The following is a 22649-nucleotide window of genomic DNA, read 5'->3' as shown; positions in this document are numbered from 1 at the left end:
TTGCCTCAATTTCTTACTCAGAATCGATCTCTTTTAACTCATCCTGAATATCTTTTGCATTCGGGTTTTCTTCTGGTTTGAGTTTACCGCCATTCGCAATAAAGTCATGACGCTGGAAGTAAGCTTCACGCACCATGATGTAAGGATCTGAAGATTGGCGCAGCAGGCCGTCAGAATCGAGCAGTTGCGCACGCGTTTCTATTCCTTCAACCGTCCATTTACCTATCGATAACGGCCAGGTTAACCAGGACAGAACCGGATACAGCGTATCCACCATATCGCCGCCATCGTCACGAAGCGTGAAGCTGCCGTAGAATGGAAGCTGCATGTATGGACCGTAACCGACATCATAGTGGCCTAATGTGCTGCCGAAGCGGTGTGGTTCAACACGCTGCAACTTCGGATTCGCCATCCCCGCCACATCAATAAACCCGCCCATACCTAACAAGGTGTTCAGGAAGAAACGGGTAAAATGCACCATCCCCTGATAGGGGTCGCCTTGCAGGAAATAGTTAACCATGACAGCCGGTTCTTCAAGGTTGCCAGTAAAGTTGCTCAAACCATTACGGGCCGGCTGCGGAACATAATCACGCCAGGCGACAGCCACCGGGCGAACAACATATGGATCCAAAACATTAAAGTTGAAGTTGTACATGGTGCGGTTGAACCCTTCAAATGGGTCCGAACGCCCCTGCTGTTCAGTACCGGAGCTCGCACACCCCACCAAAAGTGTGGTTCCCAGCGCAAGCGCCGACAGGCGAAGCTTCATAAGTGTCTCCCTGTGTATTATGGCTATCGCTGATTGCCATCCATGACGGAACGATGATGTATCCGCCTGATTAGATGTGAGCGATTGTAACAGCACGTCAATCGATGTCTATATGCCCTAACTTACTGATTTGATCATAGCCTGGTAATACAGACTCAGTGATGGTTCATTCTAACGAAGCCAATAAAAACATGCGTTACCATTTTTGCGATTTCAGCCTTTATCCACCAGCCTTCAAATAAAAAACCGCTACGCTTTAGCAATACGAGCTTATTCAGGATCCTGGTATGAATGACATCGAAAAAGAGAAGATTGATCGTCACAGCGACGAACTCCAGGTGGAAAGCGAAGAAAAGCGGAGCGGAAAAAAGATAGAACTCAATGAGGACAGGCTCCCCTCACGTGCAATGGCAATCCACGAGCATATCCGCCAGGACGGTGAAAAAGAGATGGAACGCGACGCGATGGCGCTATTGTGGTCAGCCATTGCTGCCGGGCTGTCAATGGGTGCATCGTTGCTGGCAAAGGGAATTTTTCATGTACAACTGGAGGGTGTTCCCGGCGGATTTTTGCTGGAGAATCTCGGTTATACCTTCGGCTTTATTATTGTGATTATGGCTCGCCAACAACTCTTTACGGAAAATACCGTCACCGCCGTCTTACCCGTTATGCAAAACCCTACCCTCGGTAATTTTGGTCTGTTGATGCGTCTGTGGAGCGTAGTACTACTGGGTAATATTCTGGGCACCGGGGTTGCGGCATGGGCGTTTGAATACATGCCGATTTTTGATGAGGCGACCCGTGACGCCTTTGTCAAAATAGGCATGGATGTAATGAAAAATAACCCGACGGAGATGTTTGCCAATGCCATTGTCTCCGGCTGGTTGATTGCCACGATGGTCTGGATGTTTCCCGCCGCCGGGGCCGCAAAGATTGTCGTCATTGTCCTGATGACCTGGCTGATTGCCTTAGGCGATACCACACATATCGTCGTGGGTTCAGTTGAAATTCTCTATCTGGTCTTTAATGGAACACTGCACTGGGGCGACTTTTTCTGGCCTTTTGCCTTACCGACACTGGCCGGGAATATCTGCGGCGGGACATTTATCTTTGCACTGATGAGCCACGCGCAGATCCGCAACGATATGAGCAATAAACGCAAGGAAGAAGCCAGGTTACAAGCAAAGCGGGAAGCACAATCGCAGAAAAACCAGAAAAAACAGACCTGAATGGTGACTGTTTGAGCAGTCAGGCAGCCTGAGACTTACCGTTGAGAGTAAAAAACGCTATACTCGTGCCGCTTCGTCCCCTTAGTTAAATGGATATAACGAGCCCCTCCTAAGGGCTAGTTGCAGGTTCGATTCCTGCAGGGGACACCATATACGCCTCTCCTGATGTCTACCGAATTCAATAAAACCCCCTTATAATCAGTGATAACCCCTCTGCTCTGGCGATGTGATGTCAACCGATATCTACCCATTTCAACGTGAATCAAGAAACGTTTGGGGGCCTAAGTGGGGCTTATCCTGTTCAATGAAATATGAGGCTCCCAAAATACCGCTGAATGCGCGTCAGGTCGAGACTGCAAAGCCCAGAGATAAAGCCTATAAGCTCGCTGACGGCGGAGGGCTTTATCTCATGGTCAATACTAACGGTTCAAAGTACTGGCGCATGAAGTATCGATTTGCCGGGAAGGAGAAAAAGCTACTGGAGCTTCTGACTGTATTACAGCTACCGCTCAAAAAAATGACAAAAAGAAATGCTGTAGCTACATGTTGCAGCGTTTTTTTCACGTAATGCAGGATTTTTTGATCATGTTTAAGCATAACAAAACCTGAAATTGTCAGTGTGCAACTTAATGAATTGTCTGCTTAGTGCCAGATATAGTCATTCACGCCCTGAACGCCTGGAACCACCATCAAAAAGAATAGTTAAACAGCCCCATTATATTTCAGCACATCAATTAACAGAGAAAATGCCGAACCTGCATGGCGGCGGTGTGGGTAGTACAGATGATACCCTGGTAAGTCTGGCGTAAATTTCTCCAGAACGCGGGTCAGTTTTTTTTCTTGAATGGCCTGCTGGACCTGGTCATAAGGCAGATACGCGAGGCCGTGCCCGTCAATAGCAGCATCGAGGATCAGGTCTATCGTATTTAATAGAAGTTGTCCTTCCATGCGAACCCTGACTTCGCGCCCTCCGCGCATTAATCTCCAGCGATTTGCGGAACCCGATGTGGGTAGATACAAATTGATTGCCTTATGATCGACTAAATGCGCTACAGATGTTGGTACTCCATGTCGGGATAAATAATCCGGCGCGCCAACAATCGCCATCGGAATATCAGGTCCGATTCGCACAGCAATCATATCCTTATCCATCTCTCCCCCCAGGCGAACTCCGGCATCAAAGCGCTCAGAGACGACATCAGTCAGGCCGTAATCGATAAGGAGCTGCACGTTAATGTCAGGGTGAGATTTCAACAGCGTGCGCATGGCGGGCAACAATATGGTCTTTGCGGCATGTTCCACTGTGGTAATGCGTATTGTGCCTGAGGGGCGGTCACGCAGATCACCTAATGAGGCCAGAGTCGAGTCTATGTCGTGCAGCATTGGACCAAGGACAGACAAAAGTTGTTCACCCGCTTCCGTCGGTACCACGCTGCGTGTGGTTCGCGTTAAAAGCCGTAACCCTAATCGCTCTTCCGTGCGACGAACTATCTGACTTAACGCTGACTGGGCCATACCCAGACGGGCGGCAGCCCGGGTGAAACTACGCTCTTCGGCGACGGCCACGAATGCCATCAGATCTGCTATCTCATCGCGTTTCATCTCTGCGCTTCCATTTGAGCAATTAATCATTTAAATGATAAGTCCAATCATTATTTTGGGTCTAATCATCTTAATAATCAATGGCTATAGTTATCCCATCAAGTACGACAGATAACCGACAGCCCAATGAGGAACCGGATGATGAACCAGAAAATCAGCTTCACCAACAGCAATATCCCGACAATTTCTTTGTCCGCTGTACTTTATTTCCCACCCGCATTTGATGAAAGCCGCAAGTATCCGGCTATTGTGGTTTCTCATCCTGGGGGCGGCGTTAAGGAACAAACCGCCGGAACCTATGCCGAAAAGCTGGCAGAAAAAGGGTTTGTGACGGTAGCTTATGATGCGTCTTATCAGGGCGAAAGCGGCGGCGAACCGCGCCAGCAGGAAAACCCGTACATCCGTACGGAAGATGTCAGCGCGGTGATTGATTACCTTACTACACTGCCTTATGTCGACACTGCGAGAATTGGCGCAATGGGCATTTGCGCTGGAGCGGGCTATACCGCCAATGCCGCGATTCAGGATCGTCGCATCAAGGCCGTCGGAACGGTCAGCGCTGTTAATATCGGCTCAATGTTCCGTAATGGCTGGGAAAACAATGTGAAGTCCATTGATGCACTGCCATATGTTGAAGCGGGATCCAGAGCCCGCACCAGTGATATCAGCAGCGGTGAACATGCCATTATGCCGTTTGCGCCAATGAAGGAGTCTGATGCTCCAAATGAAGAATTGCGCCAGGCCTGGGAGTATTACCATACGCCACGGGCACAGTACCCGACAGCCCCTGGATACGCCACGCTGCGAAACCTCAACCAGATCATTACCTATGACGCTTACCATATGGCGGAGGTTTACCTGACCCAACCACTGCAAATTGTTGCGGGTAGCGCTGCGGGAAGTAAATGGATGAGCGACGATCTGTACGATCGCGCCTCAAGCCAGGATAAGCGGTACCACATTGTCGAAGGCGCCAACCACATGGACTTGTATGACGGCAAAGTATACGTCGCGGAAGCCGTTTCGGTATTAGCGCCATTCTTCGAGGAGACGCTGTAATGAAACACGTACGTATCCAGAACGCCGATATGGCCTGTCATATTGCCGCCAGCATTCAGTTTCCACCGGTGTTCGATGAGTCAAAACAGTATCCGACAATTATCAGCGCTCACCCGATTGGAAGTTGTAAAGAACAAACGTCAGGCAGTGTGTATGGCGCAGCGCTGGCAAAAGCCGGGTTTATCGTGATTGCGTTTGATGCCAGTTTCCAGGGGGATAGTGGTGGAGAGCCTCGTTATCTGGAAGATCCCACGATGCGTGTTAAAGATTTCAGTAGCGTGGTGGATTATCTGGTAACACTGCCTTACGTCGATGAAGAACGTATCGGTGTGCTGGGTATTTGTGGCGGAGGTGGATATGCCATCAATGCGGCAATGACCGAGCGTCGGATTAAGGCCATCGGTACTGTTACTGGTGCAAATTATGGCCGTCTGATGCGTGAAGGATTTACAGCGTTCGACCCGATAGGAGCACTCGAAGCAATGGCACAGCAAAGAACCGCAGAGGCTCGTGGTGCTAAGCTTCGTGTGGATGATTTGCTGCCACCATCACCGGAGGCTGCTGTTGCAGCAGGATTGACAGAAACAGACTTGTTTGGTGCAACTGAATATTACCGTTCTCCGAGAGGTTATGCGCCAAACGGGGTGAACCGGGCGCTTTTCTCTCACCAAACTGTCGCCGTGGGGTGGGATGCATTTCATCTGGCAGAAGTTCTCTTGACCCAGGCGCTGATGGTTGTAGTAGGAGACAAAGTTGGTGCATTTGGAGCATATCGTGATGGCTGTGAAATTATTGGTCGGGCAGCTTCCAAAGATAAAGAACTGGTCGTGGTTGAAGGGTGGTCTCATTATGACCTCTACGACAAACCAGAACCTGTCAAACAGGCTCTTGATAAACTCATTCCTTTCTACAAAACCCATTTATAAGTGCTGACATGGGGGAATATCTCCCCATTTACAACTTGATGACTATCCAGGACACAAGAATGACAAATGTGCTTATTTTAGGTGCCAATGGGCAAATTGCCCGTTGGGTGATAGATATGCTATCCACTCAAACTGATATTAAAATGACATTGTTGTATCGCAAACCAACGAATATAAAAGGTAATGAACCTGTAAACTCAGAAGTTATTATTGGTGATGCATCAGACCAGAAGCTCATGGACCGACTTATAGCTGGGAAAGATATTGTTTATGCAAACCTTGCCGGGAATGTTGATGAACAGATGAAAGTCATTGTTTCAGCGATGAAAAAAAATAATGTAACCAGGGTAATCAGCATTAACACCCTCGGTATTTACGATGAAGTGCCAGGCGCTTTCGGCGAGTGGAACAATAACACCATCGGAGAGTACCTTCCTCCTTACAGAAAAGCCGCTGACATTCTGGAAGCCTCGGACCTCGACTATACCATCATCAGAGCCGCCTGGCTGACAGATGAAAATGAAGTTGATTATGAGGTCACACAAAAAGATGAGTCATTTAAAGGAACAGAGGTTTCCAGAAAGAGCGTAGCTGATCAGGTTGTCAAAATCATAAATAACCCATCGCAAATGGTAAATAAAAATATTGGTTTGAATAAACCCGGTACTAATGGAAGTAAACCTAAATTTATGTAAACCGCATTTGAATGATTAACGTCCATAACGAGCATCTTCTGATAAATAAAACTCAACCGGAATAACATCATGAAAAATAAATTTACATCATTATTCGCTCCTTATTCCCTGGGCGAAAACATAGAATTACGTAACCGTATCGTAATGGCTCCTATGACCACATGGTCAGCAAATCCTGACGGGACGATATCTGATCAAGAGCTGGCATTTTATGAACGACGCTCCCGGGATGTTGGACTGGTAATTACCGGGTGTACCTACGTTACGCCAAGTGGTATCGGATTTACCGATGAGTTTGCAGCGTATGACGATCGATTCATAAACAGTCTTGAAAAATTGGCTACTGCGGCAAAGAGTGGCGGCGCACCGGCCATTCTTCAGATTTTTCATGCTGGCAACAAGGCGCTTCCTGAACTTGTACCTAATAGTGATGTTTTAAGCGCCAGTGCATCAAAAGCCCAGGCAGGTGATTTCAATAGTGGTAAAACCCTGAGCAGGGAAATGACAGAAAATGAAATCCAGGCAACGATTCAGGCATTTGGTGATGTGACTAAAAGAGCGATTAAAGCCGGTTTCGATGGTGTAGAGCTTCATGGCGCGCACGGTTTCCTCCTGCAAAATTTCTTCTCCCCGCTGTTTAATCATCGCTCCGACAGATGGGGGGGCGATCTTGAGAATCGTATGCGTTTCCCACTGGCTGTATTGCAGGAAGTTAAAAACGCAGTTTACGAATATGCGACAAAACCGTTTGTCATTGGCTACAGAATTTCCCCTGAAGAGTCTGCTAAAGGGGGACTGCGGATAGAGGACTCTTATAAGCTACTGGATCGTTTGATCTCATCCGGTGTCTCCTATATACACGCGTCTCTGGTGAGTATTAACGAGAGCTATCCCGTTGAGAATTCAAAAGGGCTGCGAACTATCGAACTGCTATTAAATCATATTGCCGGGAGGGTTCCGGTGATTGCTGCGGGAAAAGTGCGCACCCCTGATCAGGCGCTGGAAGCGCTTTCCTTAGGCCTCCCTCTCGTCGCAGTAGGAAAAGGGTTGGTTATTAACCCAGAGTGGGTTTCTTTGGCTAAATCAGGTCGAAGTGAAGAAATTCAGACAGCACTTGATCCCAAATTCGTGCCAGAGCTATCTATTCCAGACAAACTTTGGAGCGTTATCAAGGCATCAAAAGGAACAGGGTGGTTTCCTGTAAGAGATGTCCGGTAAATTCATTGTGGTTGTATGCTGTGGAATAGACCATGCGCTGTTCCACAGCCTTAAGTCTGCTTTTCGCTGTGAGTTCAACTGATGGATGCAACACATTGGTTAAAACGCTCTGCGGGTGATTCATAGTCTAGCGTTTTTCTTGGTCCCTCGTTGAGCAGCCTGGTCAGGACGCAGACTGCGATCGATGACACCCTGAAGGATTTTGAAGCGGTTGATTTATTTCACGGTGAACATCCCGGCGTCAGGCATAGCCACAGGAAACTCCTCATCAGGAAAAGTGAGTTGTTGACTAAGCATACATGTTTGAAAACTATAGCCTGAACATTCCCAATGAGTCATAAATAGACATTAGCATATTGGAGTTACCCCCTCCTCAAATATTAAAGTAGCGTGACCACCAACAGGTCATTAATAGATAAGAGCGTTCTGGTAAGCATAACGATGCTCACTTTTTTACTTCTTAACCTTGGCAGTGAATGCTTTAATGCTTCAAAACAGTTAATCTGTGTAGTGTTAATAACCAAAAAGACCATTAATCAGCATGAAAACTCCAGGTTTTAAACTCGATGGCATAGATCATAAAATTCTTAATGTGCTCACCAGGAATGCCAGGATGACCACAGCGGAGATTGCAGAGCATGTGGGACTATCACCCACACCATGTGGGCGTCGTATCCGTCAACTTGAAGAGGCCGGTGTCATTGAGGGTTACACAGCCCGACTTAATCCTGAAGCTATGGGGCTCGGTATATGCGTTCTGGTATCTGTTAAACTCTCTTTTCAGGCCCCTGAAGGACATGAACAGTTTCTTAAAGCAACAAGAGAGCATCGTGAGATTACTGAATGTCTCCTTGTTACTGGAGATAGCGACTACCTGCTACGTGTGTGGGTGGAAAATATGGCAACCCTGGCAGAATTTATCCCCACGGTGTTACAGGGGCTCCCCTGCGTTGCTGAAACCTCTACCACACTTGTACTGAAACATGTTCACGGCGCGCCAGGAAGACCATGAACACGGCCTTCAACCTCAGACTGAATGAGGTAAGGCAACTGTCAGATTAAGATAATGGGTTATTACCATTCAGGCATTCCTCCCCCCTAAAAAGTCATAATTTTTGTGGGAGACAGTGCAGGTACTCCACATGATTATTTGCGTTTTGATAAATAATAACTTATGCATCCCTTTGGTTACGCGAGTTGTACCCAGTTCAACGCGTAGATTTTAGGTATTCCTGCCCCGCCAATAATCACATCACATATAGTGAGGAAGATCAGCTTTTACCGCAAAAAAACCGGTATTCAAAATACCGGTAATATAAAAAACAACGGCAAATAAACTTCATGTCACAATGAAGCAATTCCGCGATAATCACTATGGCATTCATTGCCATAAGACCATCACGAACGGGGATTTACATTAATCCAGCGCCTGTTAGCGCCATATTAATATCTTCGATAATATCATCCGGATCCTCAAGACCAATACTGAGACGGAAAAAGCCATTATGGAATTCTTGAGGGTAATATTTTATTTTTTCTGAAGTAACTTCGTTATAAACTATCAGCGTTTCACCGTCGCCGAGTGATACAGCATGAGAAATAAGGGATAAAGCATTCAGGAAAAGATAGTTGGTTTTTTCATCCCCTTTCAGCGCAAAACTAATCATACCCGAATAGCCCACCATTTGCTTTGCAGCAACGGTATGTTGAGGGTGTGAATCGAGACCCGGATAATAAGCGAACCTGATACATGGAAGGGCTGATAAATGTACTGCCACTTTATGTGCAGAAATTGAGTGTTGCTTCATCCTTAACGGTAGTGTTACTAACCCACGATTAATTAAATACGCGTTGAAAGGACTCAGGATCCCGCCAAAATTAACCATTGCTGTAAGCTTTATTTTCTCGATAAGTTTCTTATTACCTAAAACACAACCTCCGAGAGCATCACCATGGCCATTAATATATTTTGTCATACTATGTACGACAAGGTCTGCACCTAATGCCAGTGGTTTCTGATACAGGGGGGAAGCAAATGTACCATCTACAGATAACAAAATATTACCAGGAGATGCCAACTTAGCAATTTCACTAATGTCACTGATACCTGTAGTAGGGTTACCGGGAGTTTCAATATGTATCATTCGGGTATTAGATTTAATATGCTTGCCTACATTCTTAGCATCTGTGGTATCAATCATACTTACTTCAATACCAAGTTGTTCAGGCAGTACTTCCCGAAAAAGAATATTCACGGAACTGTAACAAACCTGAGAACAGATTACATGATCTCCTTTTTTTAGTAAGGTAGCAAAAACAGCGTGTAGGGCCGCAGCACCACTGGCAAAAGTAGCACAATCTTCAGCCTCTTCAAGTGCCTTAAGTTTTTCTTCCAGAGCAGTCTGGTTAACATTACGGTTTCTGGCATAAATATTAGAATTAATACCGCTCCAGTCAACTGGCGTACCATCGGTAGGCAGCCGGTAATTACTCGTCAGATAGATGGGAGTATGCAGGGCACCGTAAAAATCGTCATTATTGTTACCTGAATGAACACAGGCTGTATTAATCTTCATGTAAGAACCTTTGAATGTTAGATAATAAATTAGGGCTTTCAGACAGGTATATTAATTAACAAAAATTCCATAAGGCACCCCTTATAAAGGCGTAACTGCAGGACAAAACAATTTTGTATTACCTGTCAGACGACCGAACTTATTCTATCAATATACTGTAAAAGGTTCCGGTCAAACTTAACCATAAAAAGCAGTGTCATTTGCAGTATAACTCCATATATCAGAGAAAATTAGCCGCAAACTGCAAATGTATCTTGCCACCAATGCTGAGACCATCTTTTGGGATAGAGGGTTAACAGGCTTGAATGTTAAATATACGTTAAACACTCGCTGTGCGATTGCCAGGCCATCAAAAACAAACCGATTACGAGTATTATTTATAATATTATATTTCAGTGACTTACATCTATTAACCACCCGACTGCCGGGATAAGAAATGTAAAAGTAGACATCGGTCAATATTTTACTTCACAATGGTCATTATGATGACTTCGTAGTATCTTATGACCAAAAATCATTTTAACTGTTGATTTTTATGTGTTTTATAAAGGGTGCAGATGTAATGCCATCAGCATGCCGGTAAGAGGAAACCTTCATGTTTTCAAACAGGAACCCTGTCAGCCCTCCCGGACAGGACGTACACGAACCAGTGATTTTAAGAGACAAGCAGCATTACAGCGTGCGCATTTTTAGAGGAAAAAACCATGACTAACCCTCCTAACACCAGTTCTGAAATAGGACTCGGCAAATATCCATGGCCACAGGTAATTAAATGGTTATTAATTATTTTAGTAGTATATGCCATAGGCAGTGTGTTTATATCCAATCCATTTTCTATCTTCGTTGATAGAACCACTCCGGTTGATTACTCCAGGGTGATGTATTTTCATGGCATGACTGTTGGTCTTGCAGGAATAACAGCTTTGATTATCAGTCAGGTTTTTGATCTTGATAAAAAATTTAAGAAAATTATATTCTTATGCACAGTCGCTACTGTGATAATCGGCGTTACAGGTGGAGCGGTTAACCGCTCAATGGAATATACTAAAATTTTCCTCTGGTATCAAATTCTCGCATTCATTGCACTTGATGTAATTTTAATCACGATGACATACGGTTTAATAGTGATTAAAAATGAGGATCTTAAACGATCAGCTACATATTATTTAGTTTTATCGGCGTCAGCCACTGCTGTTATTGCCGCACTGATTGGTGATCTGGCGGGATTTATCCTCGACTTTGGTGACTGGCCGGGGATTCTGGGATGGTATGCCAGCAAGATAGGCTATTCATTACAGGAATGGCAGGATAATCTGTTAAGATCTCATTCAGATATGATGGTAGTAGCCGTCATTGGACTTATTTTATCTGTCATCAGCTGGAAATATGGACGCCGTCTGTCAGGTTCCGCAGCAGTTGCAAAATCTGCAGGGGAATGGATGGCCATAACAGGTCTGATTCTGCTCATTATAATCATGGTTGTTTCCGGTTTTGGTGGTTCTGGCATGCAGATTCCTCATATTTTTACTGAGAAGGGATTCTATGCTCCGCGAGGTCAGAGTGTGGCTGGCATTGACCTGGGGGACTTCGCTATTGGTACGTTCTTCTTACTGGGCGGTATGTTACTTATCGGTGCTATTTTGTTCGGTAAAAAAATGCCGGAACATGCGCTAAATAAGACAGCTAAATACACTCTCGGCGGTATTTTTATTACCTGGGGCAGCATTGTAATCACTGTTGCAGGCATGGGATTTCTGGAAGAGTACCGGGCCGATCTTTACAACTCCTCTAAAGATGTCCCTCTGGGAGACTACGGATTTGCTTTCAGAATGTTACATCTTGATGTCAGTCTAATCCTTTTTCCAGCAATCATGGTGGTGATGTTGCTAGCCCATCATTTTTTAAGAGATGACGAGAATAAATTCATTCAATGGATATTGCGTACTGGTGTGGTGCTCTGTTCTGCTGGCTCGCTTGTGTATATGGTTCTTAATCCAGGGCCTTTTGGCCCGGGTTACTGGATTGTCGGGATAGGATTTCTGATTATTATCCTTGCTATGATTTACTTTTTCGTTCGTAGTGATAATAAAGAAAAAGAGAAATTCAATGACCATGGTATAGTCTAGTATAGACGGCTGGATATTATAATGGGTGCTGCAACAGCACCCTTATTAATTACTGACTCCTGTTTTTTGTTTTACTGCATTATATCTATAGTGGCAATGGAGCCAGTCCCGATAAATCTCTGCATTCAGAAAAATACCGTTATCTTTATCACTAATAACACCGTGTTTAATTCTTAGCTGAAAAAGTATATCCCGAAGTTCATTGTATTTATATTTTCCTTCAGTCCTAATTTCCGGGAAGTCATACGTTTTTTCTCCAAAAGCATCTTGTAGGCAAACCTGCAAGACTGCTGAAACCAATCCATACCAACCTCTTGAACAGATTTCGCTATTTTTTCCTGAATGCTGCTTCCTTACTGAAAAGGCGACAGAATCCAATCATAATGCTCCACCCGGTCATTATATTGACCTTTATAGATCAAGGTCAAAATATTTACTATTTTTGATCACTATATTGACCATAAAAAGGAGTAAAAGGTGCAATTTATCGGCTGTTTTAGGCGTGAATACAGTGTTTGGATTTCAAGTTAAGTGACTGATTACTTTAGAAAGAGGGAAGTATAAATGGCTTCATATCTGGAAAAGATAAAGACATCAAGACGTACTTTATTAAAGAATTCAACAATGTGCAGTCTTGCTGCCATTGCAGGTAACGTGTTCATGCCATTTGCCAATATTCCACCTGTCAGGGCAGCCGGACAAGCAACAAGTCCGGACAAAGTGGTTTGGGGAGCATGTTCTGTTAACTGTGGTAGCCGGTGCGCATTACGCTTCCACGTCAGGAATGACGAGATTTACTGGGTGGAAACAGATAATACCGGTCTGGATGAGTATGGTAACCATCAGGTCAGGGCCTGCCTGAGAGGACGATCAATCAGACGGCGAATCAATCATCCTGACCGGCTTAAATATCCAATGAAACGCGTTGGCAGAAGGGGCGAAGGAAAATTTGAACGTATCAGTTGGGATGAAGCACTGAATACAATTGCATCATCAATAAAAAAAGTGAAGAAAGAATATGGCAATGAGGCAATCTACCTGAACTTTTCTACCGGTGTCATTGGTGGAAACATCACCTATTCAGAGCCTTTCGATTCCCTTTTTGCCCGTTTGATGAATTGCTATGGCGGTTTCCTTCGCTATCACGGTGACTACAGCAACGGACAAATTAATACCGCTATGGAGTATACCTATGGCCAGGATATTGGTAACAGCATGTCCGATGTTGAGAATACCCGACTCCTGGTTATGTTTGGTAATAACCCGGCAGAGACAAGGATGAGCGGAGGTGGCGTAACATATTACCTTGAACAAGCTCGTGAAAAATCAAATGCCCGGATGATAGTTATCGACCCCCGCTATACGGATACCGCAGCAGGCCGTGAGGATGAATGGATCCCTATTCGCCCAGGTACAGATGCTGCTCTGGCTGCCAGTCTGGCATGGGTGCTTATTACTGAAAATATGGTCGACCAGAATTTTCTGAATAATTACTGTGTCGGCTATGATGAAAAAACACTACCAGATGGCGTCCCGGCAAACAGTCATTACAAGGCTTATATACTGGGCTACGGTGAAGACAATACAGCCAAAACACCTGAATGGGGCGAAAGCATAACCTCTGTTCCCGCTGAGAAAATCATTAAACTTGCCCGTGAAATAGGTTCTGCAAAACCAGCATTTATTTGTCAGGGATGGGGGCCGCAACGCCAGGCAAATGGCGAACTCAATGCGCGCGCTATCTCCATGCTGGCGATACTTACCGGGAATGTGGGTATCCAGGGTGGAAATAGTGGCTCCCGTGAAAATTCTTATATGATGCCGATTGAACGGATACCGGTTTTTGAAAACCCGGTTACAACCAGCATTCCCTGTTTTAAATGGGCTGATGCGGTTGATCATGGTACTGAAATGACTGAACTAAAGGATGGCATAAGGGGTAAAACCAGGCTTGATGTTCCGGTGAAATTCATATGGAACAGGGCCGGGAATATGTTAATTAACCAGCATGGCAATATTAACCGGACACATGAAATTCTTTGTGATGAGAATAAATGTGAAATGATCGTCGTCTCTGAAATCTTCATGACTGCCTCTGCCAAATATGCCGATATTTTAATACCTGATCTTATGAGTATTGAGCAGGAAGATTTTATGCCAAATGAATATGCCGGGAATATGGGGTATCTCATTCATGTTCAGCCTGCAACCAGTGCTAAGTTTGAGAGGAAACCTATCTACTGGACGGTCAGTGAAATTGCTAAAAGATTAGGCGATGACATCTATCAGAAGTTTACTGAAGGCCGGACACAGGAACAGTGGCTGGAGTTCCTGTATGATAAAATGCGAACTGATGCCCCTTCCCTTCCCTCCTATAAAGAATTCAGGGAAATGGGGATTTATAAACAAAAAGACCCTACTGGACATCTGGTTGCCTTTAAGGAATTCAGAGAAGATCCGATAAATCATCCCTTATCAACACCATCAGGTAAGATTGAAATTTATTCTTCAAGGCTGGCAGAACTGGCGCAGAAATGGGAACTCCTGGACGATGAAGTCATCAGTCCACTTCCAGTTTATGCATCAACCTTTGATGGCTGGGATGCTCCTGAGCGTAAATCCTATCCGCTACAGATGACCGGATTTCATTTTAAAGGACGAGCCCATTCCAGCTATGGGAATATCGATATCCTCAAAAGTGCCTGCCCACAGGAAATATGGATCAACCCGCTTGATGCAGAACAAAGGAATATCAGGCACGGAGATACTGTTAAGGTGTTTAATGCCAGAGGTGCACTCACTATCAAAGCTAAGGTTACCCCAAGGATCATGCCTGGCGTAACAGCGATGGGAGAAGGCGCATGGCATAACGCAAATATGGACGGGGATAGAATTGATCATGGCTCCTGCATCAATACTCTGACCAACCATCGATCTTCCCCGTTGTCCAAAGGAACTGCTCAGCATACAAACCTTGTTGAAATTATAAAATATGAAGGGTAAGTAAATGTTAACTCAATATGGTTTCTATATAAACAGTGAGCGTTGCACTGGTTGCAAAACCTGCGAACTGGCATGTAAGGATTATAAAAATTTATCTGCCGATATTAATTTTCGCAGAATATATGAATATACAGGCGGATCATGGCTCAGAGAGGAAGGTGAAAGTATCCATAATAATGTTTTTACGTATTATCTCTCAATATCCTGCAATCACTGTGCCGATCCTGCCTGCACCAAAGTCTGTCCCAGCGGAGCCATGCATAAAAGGGAAGATGGCTTTGTGGTAGTCAACGAGGATGTTTGTATTGGGTGTAAATACTGCCACATGGCCTGTCCTTATGGTGCTCCGCAGTTTAACGAAGAACTCGGACATATGACAAAATGTGATGGTTGTTATTCGCGGGTTCATCAGGGAAAAAAACCAGTCTGCGTTGAGTCGTGTCCGCTTCGTGCAATTGACATGGGACCAATAGATGAGCTTAGCAAGAAATATGGCCAGTTAGCTGCTGTTGCACCTTTACCGTCATCACATTTTACCCAGCCCAGCCTGGTCATTACGCCAAACGCAAACAGTCGGCCAGTGAATGATCGCACGGGATACCTGGCAAACCCTGAGGAAATTTAAAATGAGTAACGGATGGCATGAATTACCCCTCGTATTTTTTACTGTACTGAGCCAGTGTGTGGTGGGAACGTTTATCATTTTAGTCTATGGATGGTTTAGTAATAATGACAGTCTGGTAAGAAAAAACATCCTGACAAGGATGTTTATATTATGGATCATGATGTCTGTTGCGTTTGCAGCCTCGACTTTTCATCTGGGCTCTCCATTTCGCGCACTAAATTCGCTTAACAGAATTGGTCATTCAGCATTAAGCAATGAAATAGCTGCGGGGTCTGCTTTTTTTGGTATTGCCGGTCTGTGGTGGCTAACCTCATGGATTAATATACTGCCATTGAAATTAGCAAAGTTTTTTTCTTTTGTTGCGGTCATTTCCGGACTACTGTTTCTGTATCTGATAACAATAGTATACTCTTCGGTGCCAACCATTCCGACATGGAATAATACCTTTACGCCATTGTCTTTTTATATGACAAGTTTAATAGTAAGCCCTGTTCTTGGTGCTACGCTGTTACACTCCAGCGGTGTTGAACTGAAAAACAATATGTTGCATATTTTTATGGCACTAGCTATATTTCTTAGTTTGATGATTACACTTTTACAATGGCATGATCTATCACTCATAAGTACCACGTTATATCGTGGGAACGAAATTCTGCCAGAATTCACCTGGCTGGTTGGATTGAAATACTCGTTTATTATTTTTGGGGTATTTCTTAGCTTATTTGTCATTTCAAAACGCATTTCCACCAACCCTGTCTGGCTTTTTTTACCCTGCGTAATGGTATTTTCCGGAGAAGTAATCGGTAGATTTATTTTTTATAGTTTACATTTCACTGTCGGGCTTATTTAGATTAAGGATGATTAAGCAATGGGAACATTTAATGCTGACAAATTGGCTTTGGTAAAATATAGCGGCAGAATTTTAGGTAGCCTTTTTCTTTATCCTCCTTCTTCTGGTGGAAACAGGGAAATTATATCTTTTATTGCTTCTCATAACTGGATTTGTGACTGGCCAGAAAGAAATAAATCTATAGACAGATATGCCTCACATTTAACCTCAAACCTGGAATATCAGGGGGAAACCCGGGATACAGCGTACACCCGCCTTTTCATGGGCCCGGGGAAACTTACAGTTCCACCATGGGGGTCAGTGTGGCTTGATAAGGATTGTGTGAATTTTGGACACTCAACCTGTGAGCTTCGTAGTTGGATGGATGTCAAAGGTATTGCATATCCTCGCCAGGATGCTGAGCCAGAGGACCATCTGGGTTTGCTTTTATTGCTGGGTTCATGGCTTGCGGATCAGGATGATGAGACTGGACTAAGCGAGCTTATGTCTTTTCACCTTCTTCCGTGGGCGTTTCATTATTTGCACAGTCTCACCTTATATGCAGACCACCCTTTTTACTCGTCATTAAGTGCACTGACCAATGAAACACTCAGATTATGGCAGACAGGAAATCCGGTCCCTGTCAGGAACCGGAAGGTATACTTTTCAGTCCGGGAAAGCAGGTCAAATGGTTAGACTGGTTTGTTATTAGCCTGACCAGGCGAAGAACTGTGCTCTGACATGCAGGCTGAATGATCCCTGACGCAGGCCAGAGTGCAGTTCAGCTTCTGATAATTCCGGCTACCTGCTGGGAAAGCCTCTCAACGGATACTATAGTCCTGAGGCGACTAAATGATATCCGCCTGAGGACGATCTCCGGCGTTAGGAACCTACCTGCAGAAAACGTTTTCTGCTGACTACCAGACGGGTTGTTTTGCCAGTGATTATTTTTAAACAACATCCGGATGCGGCTCGACAGGGACATTACGAGAACTGCTGACAGGACACTCAGTCTTAATGCCAGCGGCGCGTAAGTCCCTAACCGAGAAATACTGTTCAGATGACTGGCACAGTAAAATCACGGCCAGCACCCCGCCGCCATCAGCAATGCGTGCCAGCATCGCTGCACAGGCATAGCGGAAAAGGCCTGCCTTAACAGGAACGTTTGTACACCTAAGGGTTGTCATGAGGATTATTGCCCGGTCATTTTTCAGAAGGACCGACAGAATGCCAGCCCTGTGGGTGGGTTACTTCAGTTCAAGCTCAGTTATCACACGGGCAATATCCGCGATATCGCCAGCTGACAAAGGCTGTAGAGGGCGAGGCAGGCAATCCGTATCAGTCAGACCAAGCACGCCAGCAGCTGCAGCAATAACGCGAATACTACCGCCATGTTTACGGAACAACGCCCACAACGGCTCCAGCCGGGTTGTCAGTTCTGTGACGCAGGCATGATCCCTTATTGCTGCTGCCTCCGTTATCTGTTTTGCTGTTTCCGGGAACAGACCGCCGCACACGGAGTACCAGACCTCACAGCCTGCATTTAATCCCAGTCCGGCATAAGCATCGCCACTAATACCGATTGTCACTCCCAGGCGAAGATGTCTGCGTACCGCATCCACCCTCTCAGTGGCTGCAGCCAGATTATCAGGGACTCCCGGGATCTTAACTGAACGAACGCCTTCCAGTGATGACAGAAGACCGTGGAGTTCATCTGTAAAGCTAAAATGCGTGGTGCCCGGATTATCATAGACACATACAGGGACAGACGCATTTTGGGTCACCGTTTCAAAAAGTGAAAAAACTTCTTCATCCCGAAGTGACTGATAGCTGACCGCCGGAAGCAACAGTGCATCCGCACCTGCTGCCTGCGCATCATCTGCCAGATGCAGGATGGCATCGGTACTGACCGCCCCCACACACACCATCACAGGAATATCTCCGGCAAGCTGTTTTGCCAGAGTAGCAATACGATTTCGCTGCTCCCGGGTCAGATACGCATAACTTCCTGTTGATCCCAAAATGCCCATCGAATCTACACGGGCCGCCGTAAGGCGGGCCAGAATCTTACTGAACCCCTGTTCGTCGACGCCACTGGCGATGACCGGAGTTAACGGAAACGCAGACAAGCCGGTGAACATTGTGTTTCTCATGAGTGATATTACTGACATTGCGCTTCTATGAAAGCCACTTCAAACCACAGACCGGGCATCATTTTTTCAAGGCCATCGGTAAGCATCTTTCCGGCTTCATGAAGCTTCTCGAGGGGCATTTGCGGCAGGCTCTCCAGAATGAACCACATTTCCTGAGCGTCCACACTTAAGCGGGTTCGGATCCCCTGTCGCCAGTTCCAGCGACGGCAAGTCACTCCATGGTCATCACACCAGATAACTTCACCTTGTGGAGGATATTCAACGGCAGTCTCACCTTCTTTCACAGTATCAAAAGGTTCTGTACCTTTTGCCACAACCAGACGCGGTGAACCCTGATAGGCAGAGATATTCTCTCCGCCAACCGGAACGGCATACTGCAGACTGACAGCGTTATACAAATCCACTACCGGGTCGAGCGCCGGCATTGTACCGTCGCGAAGAACGCGCTTACGCAAGGCATCTGCTGAGCAAGGAGTACGTTTTGGCTTGGCACCAAATCCCTGGAATGCTTCTGCCCAGGCTGCCAGATGGGCCTCAGCCCAGTCGGGATTGCCAGCCAGAACGGCTTCACAGGCTTCTTTCAGAGCCATTTTTCCAACGTGAGGGTTAAGAACAGGCGCCGCCTGCGCATAAATACTAAGAGCCCGGAAACCGGGGGCGATGCCGTAAACTTCAGGAGCAATTGACGGGGAGACTTTCGACACGAGATAATCCTGTAATGACCAATTTACTTCATGATATCGACCAATGACCAAAAAAGTCAATTTAGTGACCGAAGCCGGTTCAGATGTTAGTATCATTAACGAAGCTGTTTCGCACCGGATAAAGCAGTACCGCAAGCAAAAAAAATTATCTCTCGATGAGCTATCCAGACGAGCAAACATCAGTAAAGGCATGCTGGTAGAGATCGAGGGATGTAAGGCCAACCCCAGTATTGCGCTGTTGTGCCGTCTTGCCGCAGCCATGGGGGTATCCGTTGCGGATTTTGTTAACGTCAGTACAAAGCCAGATGTCCGCATCATTGCGGACACTGAGATCCCTGAGCTCTGGAAGGGAGAAAAAGGGGGAAGCGCCCGGCTTCTTGCAGGATCGGGAGGGCCGGATATGACTGAACTCTGGATGTGGGTAATGATGCCTGGGGAAAAATTTTCGTCGTCAGGACACCCTTCCGGAACGCTGGAATTACTTTATGTACAATCCGGTACACTTACGCTGGGAGTAAAAGAGAGTTTTTTCCAGGTGAGTCCCGGTTACTCCGCGACTGCCAGAACAGATGTCCCCCACTTTTATGAAAACCAGGGTGATGACATCCTGAATTTCATCATGACCGTTAACGAAAAATCATCCTGAGGGGTGTCAGGCAGGATATGAATTTTACTTAACCACATAGAGCATATGAACATGCATAAATCATCAGGCTTTTTCGTCACACTTATGGAACTCAAGAAATTTCAGGAAATCGCTTTCTATGACCTGTTACTTTCACCTGAATGCCATTCCCGGCCTGATGTTGTTCGTGTGGGAACATACTGGCTTAATCACATTCATATCGTGGATAAGATTTTTCAGGCACATTTAAGTGGAGAAAAGCATGGTTTTGACTCTACGGTAAGTGATGATATTCCCGGGCTGCAGATGCTCAGACAACAGGCTGTCAACAGCAACGACTGGCTTATTGCCTATGCCGGATCTTTGAATTCAGACACTGCCGCTGAAAGGCTGCAGTTCACTTTCACTGATGGGGCGCCTGGCGACATGACGCGTGGAGAGATCCTTCTGCATCTGCTCACACATGCCATTTACCATCTGAGCACCTGCAGTCCGTTACTGGAGCAAAACAGACTCCCGATCCCTCCCATGCTCCTGACCACCATGCTGAGTTCCTCTTATGAAGATACTCTTTGTGGCAATAAGTAGCCCCGGGGCTGACAGGTATCCGAAAGGAGGTGCCTTGTGCACGCTCAACATCTGACTTTTAAAAAAGACCGCTATACAGTGACAACTGACCCTTCACTTTTCCAGACTGATGCCATACGCGATTATCTTTCGCAATCATCCTGGGCTCCCGGAATTGATGAGGAAACCGTCAGGCTATCCGTGCGTAACAGCCTGTGTTTCGGTTTACTGGACGGTTCTGATCAGATTGGATTTGCCCGGCTTGTCACTGACTATGCCACCTTTGGTTATCTCTGTGACGTGTACGTACTTGATAAGTACCAGAAGACTGGACTGGGCAGGTGGATGATTGAGTGCTGCCATGCGCACCCGGTTTTTTCACGCCTTCGGCGGATAATGTTGGTTACAGACAGTGCGCCGTGGCTATACCAGAAATTAGGGTACAGTCCTCTGAACCAACCTGATTTTGTCTGGCAAATCAACCGACCAGACATCTACCGGAAATCAGGCCAGAGTGAGTGAAACCTGAACTCCCGATAATAAAATATTCAGTGATGTCTTACCGTCTGTCTGCACGGGAAAGGCGGTTCCGTTGCAAGCATACGGATGTTGAGCGGCATCGCCCGGAAAAGCCGTAACGCATTTTTTGTTCACCCGGATTTAACATTGACGGATGCTTCAAGAACAATGCGGTGGCAAATTCTGGCAGAATATCATCGGGCTGACGATAGTGCATCGCCAGGATCAGTACAGGTCGCTTTGTTGACCCCACAAACTGATTCCAGTCGTCAAGGGATGAGCCTGCGTCCTGAAAATGAATTTCGACTTTCCAGGGTGGGGAACCTGCTGACCAGATACGATGGAATGACTGAGATTCACGGTCTTTGTCGATGCCGTTGGTCTGAACAATAATCTGAAGCGAGCCCGAAGGATATCGTCGACGAATCGAAGGCATTATCTGAACAATGAGATGACGAAGTAGCTGCTCAAAATGTGAAATCCCGGGCGTAAGAGGGTCGTCCGGCAACAGCGTTAAAGGCGGAATGTCTGCGCTATCCCCTTCCTGTATATGTGCAAGACGAGACAGCAATCCCGTACGCACGTTGTCATAAAACGCGCCGGCGACTTTACGCAGGATCTCATCTCCGGTGTTATGTCCCCACGTATCGTTGATTTGCTTAAATTTGTCGACATCAATCAGCAGCGTCGAAAGAGGTATCCCGCTCCGACTGGCGTGAATGCTTTCGCGGTACCAGACAGGAACCAAACCGGTTTGGTAAAACCCCATAATCTGGCATCCCGTCGGAGGTTAAGGTTATAATCCTGACAACGATTTTATTGGATCAGACGCAAAAATGACAAAACTCACCCTACAAGAGCAGATGCTGAAAGCGGGCTTAGTCTCCAGCAAAAAAATGGCGAAAGTACAGAGAACGGCGAAAAAATCGCGCGTTCAGGCCCGTGAAGCCAGAGAAGCGGTTGAAGAGAATAAAAAAGCACAAATTGAACGGGATAAGCAGTTAAGCGATCAACAGAAACAAGCGACGCTGTCGAAAGAATACAAAGCGCAGATTAAGCAGCTTATTGAAATGAACAAAATCACCATTTCCAAAGGTGATATTGGGTATAACTTCACCGATAATAATCTGATTAAAAAAATCTACGTGGATAAGGTGACTCAGGCACAATTGATTAAAGGGCGTTTGGCTATTGCCCGGCTGACTGCCGAAAGCGACCGCGACAGTGAATATGCTATTATCCCGGCTGTCGTTGCCGATAAAATTGCACAGCGCGACGGCAGCTACATCGTCTTAAATTGCGAGCTGAGCCAGGAAGCGAAAGACGAAGACGATCCGTACGCTGATTTCGTCGTACCTGACGATTTAATGTGGTAAATGAAAAATGCCGGATAATAAGTCCGGCATTTTTTCTAATAATGAGGT

The 22649-nt window shown here is 45.8% G+C and carries 22 protein-coding genes, 1 tRNA gene and 2 pseudogenes; 17 read left to right on the top strand and 8 right to left on the bottom strand.

Features of this window, described 5'->3' with window-relative positions:
* Positions 1–13: 13 nt before the first annotated feature.
* A complete protein-coding gene (mlaA, locus tag OGX95_RS07645; RefSeq protein WP_005129765.1) occupies positions 14–769 on the bottom strand; it encodes a phospholipid-binding lipoprotein MlaA in 756 nt (251 codons plus the stop codon).
* 287 nt (positions 770–1056) lie between these two features.
* On the opposite strand from mlaA, the gene OGX95_RS07640 reads away from it, so the two are divergent.
* The 3 genes and pseudogenes from OGX95_RS07640 to OGX95_RS07630 all read left to right on the top strand — a co-directional run.
* Positions 1057–1998, top strand: a complete 942-nt coding sequence (locus tag OGX95_RS07640) for a formate/nitrite transporter family protein (RefSeq protein ID WP_286629015.1) — start codon at positions 1057–1059, stop codon at positions 1996–1998.
* A gap of 75 nt (positions 1999–2073) precedes the next feature.
* Positions 2074–2148 (top strand) — tRNA-Arg (locus OGX95_RS07635).
* 175 nt (positions 2149–2323) lie between these two features.
* Positions 2324–2476, top strand: a pseudogene (locus OGX95_RS07630) (Arm DNA-binding domain-containing protein); the annotation flags it as partial.
* Positions 2477–2700: 224 nt separating this feature from the next.
* Here OGX95_RS07630 and OGX95_RS07625 read toward each other — a convergent pair.
* Positions 2701–3600 carry a LysR family transcriptional regulator gene (locus OGX95_RS07625; RefSeq protein WP_286629014.1) on the bottom strand — a complete coding sequence of 300 codons (900 nt, stop codon included), beginning with the start codon at positions 3598–3600 and terminating at the stop codon, positions 2701–2703.
* A 138-nt stretch (positions 3601–3738) separates the two neighbouring features.
* Between OGX95_RS07625 and OGX95_RS07620 the strand changes: the two genes are divergently transcribed.
* The 5 genes from OGX95_RS07620 (at position 3739) to OGX95_RS07600 (ending at position 8510) form a co-directional block, all read left to right on the top strand.
* Positions 3739–4659, top strand: coding sequence for an alpha/beta hydrolase (locus OGX95_RS07620; RefSeq protein WP_286629013.1), 921 nt, complete (start codon positions 3739–3741; stop codon positions 4657–4659).
* Positions 4660–4688: 29 nt separating this feature from the next.
* Positions 4689–5585, top strand: coding sequence for an alpha/beta hydrolase (locus OGX95_RS07615; protein WP_286629311.1), 897 nt, complete (start codon positions 4689–4691; stop codon positions 5583–5585).
* Between the two features lie 59 nt (positions 5586–5644).
* Positions 5645–6280: an SDR family oxidoreductase gene (locus tag OGX95_RS07610; RefSeq protein WP_286629012.1), complete on the top strand. Its 636-nt coding sequence runs from the start codon at positions 5645–5647 to the stop codon at positions 6278–6280.
* 69 nt (positions 6281–6349) lie between these two features.
* Entirely contained in the window at positions 6350–7498 is a 1149-nt protein-coding gene (locus OGX95_RS07605) for an NADH-dependent flavin oxidoreductase (protein ID WP_286629011.1), read from the top strand.
* 541 nt (positions 7499–8039) lie between these two features.
* Positions 8040–8510, top strand: a complete 471-nt coding sequence (locus OGX95_RS07600) for an Lrp/AsnC family transcriptional regulator (RefSeq protein ID WP_286629010.1) — start codon at positions 8040–8042, stop codon at positions 8508–8510.
* A 400-nt stretch (positions 8511–8910) separates the two neighbouring features.
* Here the strand turns inward: OGX95_RS07600 and OGX95_RS07595 are convergent, their stop codons facing one another.
* Positions 8911–10074, bottom strand: coding sequence for a trans-sulfuration enzyme family protein (locus tag OGX95_RS07595; RefSeq protein ID WP_286629009.1), 1164 nt, complete (start codon positions 10072–10074; stop codon positions 8911–8913).
* A 704-nt stretch (positions 10075–10778) separates the two neighbouring features.
* On the opposite strand from OGX95_RS07595, the gene OGX95_RS07590 reads away from it, so the two are divergent.
* Positions 10779–12200 (top strand): hypothetical protein, encoded by a 1422-nt coding sequence (locus tag OGX95_RS07590; RefSeq protein ID WP_286629008.1) that lies wholly within the window; start codon positions 10779–10781, stop codon positions 12198–12200.
* A 45-nt stretch (positions 12201–12245) separates the two neighbouring features.
* Here the strand turns inward: OGX95_RS07590 and OGX95_RS07585 are convergent, their stop codons facing one another.
* The gene (locus OGX95_RS07585) at positions 12246–12578 is read right to left on the bottom strand and encodes a hypothetical protein (protein ID WP_286629007.1); all 333 of its coding nucleotides are present in this window, start codon (positions 12576–12578) and stop codon (positions 12246–12248) included.
* A gap of 186 nt (positions 12579–12764) precedes the next feature.
* On the opposite strand from OGX95_RS07585, the gene OGX95_RS07580 reads away from it, so the two are divergent.
* The 4 genes from OGX95_RS07580 to dmsD are packed head-to-tail and all read left to right on the top strand — an operon-like array spanning position 12765 to position 17353.
* Positions 12765–15203 carry a DMSO/selenate family reductase complex A subunit gene (locus tag OGX95_RS07580; protein ID WP_353655420.1) on the top strand — a complete coding sequence of 813 codons (2439 nt, stop codon included), beginning with the start codon at positions 12765–12767 and terminating at the stop codon, positions 15201–15203.
* Positions 15204–15207: 4 nt separating this feature from the next.
* Complete coding sequence (locus OGX95_RS07575) at positions 15208–15828, top strand: DMSO/selenate family reductase complex B subunit (RefSeq protein WP_286629006.1); 621 nt, start codon at positions 15208–15210, stop codon at positions 15826–15828.
* A gap of 1 nt (position 15829) precedes the next feature.
* Positions 15830–16678, top strand: a complete 849-nt coding sequence (locus OGX95_RS07570; protein WP_286629005.1) for a dimethyl sulfoxide reductase anchor subunit family protein — start codon at positions 15830–15832, stop codon at positions 16676–16678.
* Positions 16679–16696: 18 nt separating this feature from the next.
* Entirely contained in the window at positions 16697–17353 is a 657-nt protein-coding gene (gene dmsD / locus OGX95_RS07565; RefSeq protein ID WP_286629004.1) for a Tat proofreading chaperone DmsD, read from the top strand.
* A gap of 254 nt (positions 17354–17607) precedes the next feature.
* Here the strand turns inward: dmsD and OGX95_RS07560 are convergent, their stop codons facing one another.
* From OGX95_RS07560 to OGX95_RS07550, 3 genes are read right to left on the bottom strand one after another with little or no spacing between them, the layout of a single operon-like run.
* Positions 17608–17844 (bottom strand): hypothetical protein, encoded by a 237-nt coding sequence (locus tag OGX95_RS07560; protein ID WP_286629003.1) that lies wholly within the window; start codon positions 17842–17844, stop codon positions 17608–17610.
* A gap of 60 nt (positions 17845–17904) precedes the next feature.
* Positions 17905–18798: a dihydrodipicolinate synthase family protein gene (locus tag OGX95_RS07555; protein ID WP_286629309.1), complete on the bottom strand. Its 894-nt coding sequence runs from the start codon at positions 18796–18798 to the stop codon at positions 17905–17907.
* 20 nt (positions 18799–18818) lie between these two features.
* Positions 18819–19514 (bottom strand): B3/B4 domain-containing protein, encoded by a 696-nt coding sequence (locus OGX95_RS07550; RefSeq protein ID WP_286629002.1) that lies wholly within the window; start codon positions 19512–19514, stop codon positions 18819–18821.
* Positions 19515–19557: 43 nt separating this feature from the next.
* Here OGX95_RS07550 and OGX95_RS07545 point away from each other — a divergent pair, with 43 nt between their 5' ends.
* From OGX95_RS07545 to OGX95_RS07535, 3 genes are read left to right on the top strand one after another with little or no spacing between them, the layout of a single operon-like run.
* A complete protein-coding gene (locus OGX95_RS07545) occupies positions 19558–20160 on the top strand; it encodes a helix-turn-helix domain-containing protein (protein WP_286629001.1) in 603 nt (200 codons plus the stop codon).
* 45 nt (positions 20161–20205) lie between these two features.
* Complete coding sequence (locus tag OGX95_RS07540; RefSeq protein ID WP_286629000.1) at positions 20206–20727, top strand: DinB family protein; 522 nt, start codon at positions 20206–20208, stop codon at positions 20725–20727.
* 36 nt (positions 20728–20763) lie between these two features.
* Positions 20764–21228 (top strand): GNAT family N-acetyltransferase, encoded by a 465-nt coding sequence (locus tag OGX95_RS07535; RefSeq protein WP_286628999.1) that lies wholly within the window; start codon positions 20764–20766, stop codon positions 21226–21228.
* A 571-nt stretch (positions 21229–21799) separates the two neighbouring features.
* On the opposite strand, the pseudogene OGX95_RS07530 reads toward OGX95_RS07535, so the two are convergent.
* Positions 21800–21955: pseudogene (locus OGX95_RS07530) on the bottom strand (diguanylate cyclase); the annotation flags it as partial.
* 106 nt (positions 21956–22061) lie between these two features.
* Between OGX95_RS07530 and OGX95_RS07525 the strand changes: the two are divergent.
* Positions 22062–22601: a DUF2058 domain-containing protein gene (locus OGX95_RS07525; RefSeq protein WP_286628998.1), complete on the top strand. Its 540-nt coding sequence runs from the start codon at positions 22062–22064 to the stop codon at positions 22599–22601.
* Positions 22602–22649: the final 48 nt, after the last annotated feature.

This window comes from Citrobacter sp. Cu233, assembly GCF_030332225.1.
In the GTDB taxonomy this organism is placed as follows: Bacteria; Pseudomonadota; Gammaproteobacteria; order Enterobacterales; family Enterobacteriaceae; genus Citrobacter.
The sequence above is the reverse complement of the archived record's forward strand: the minus strand, read 5'-3'. Positions and strand labels throughout refer to the sequence as shown.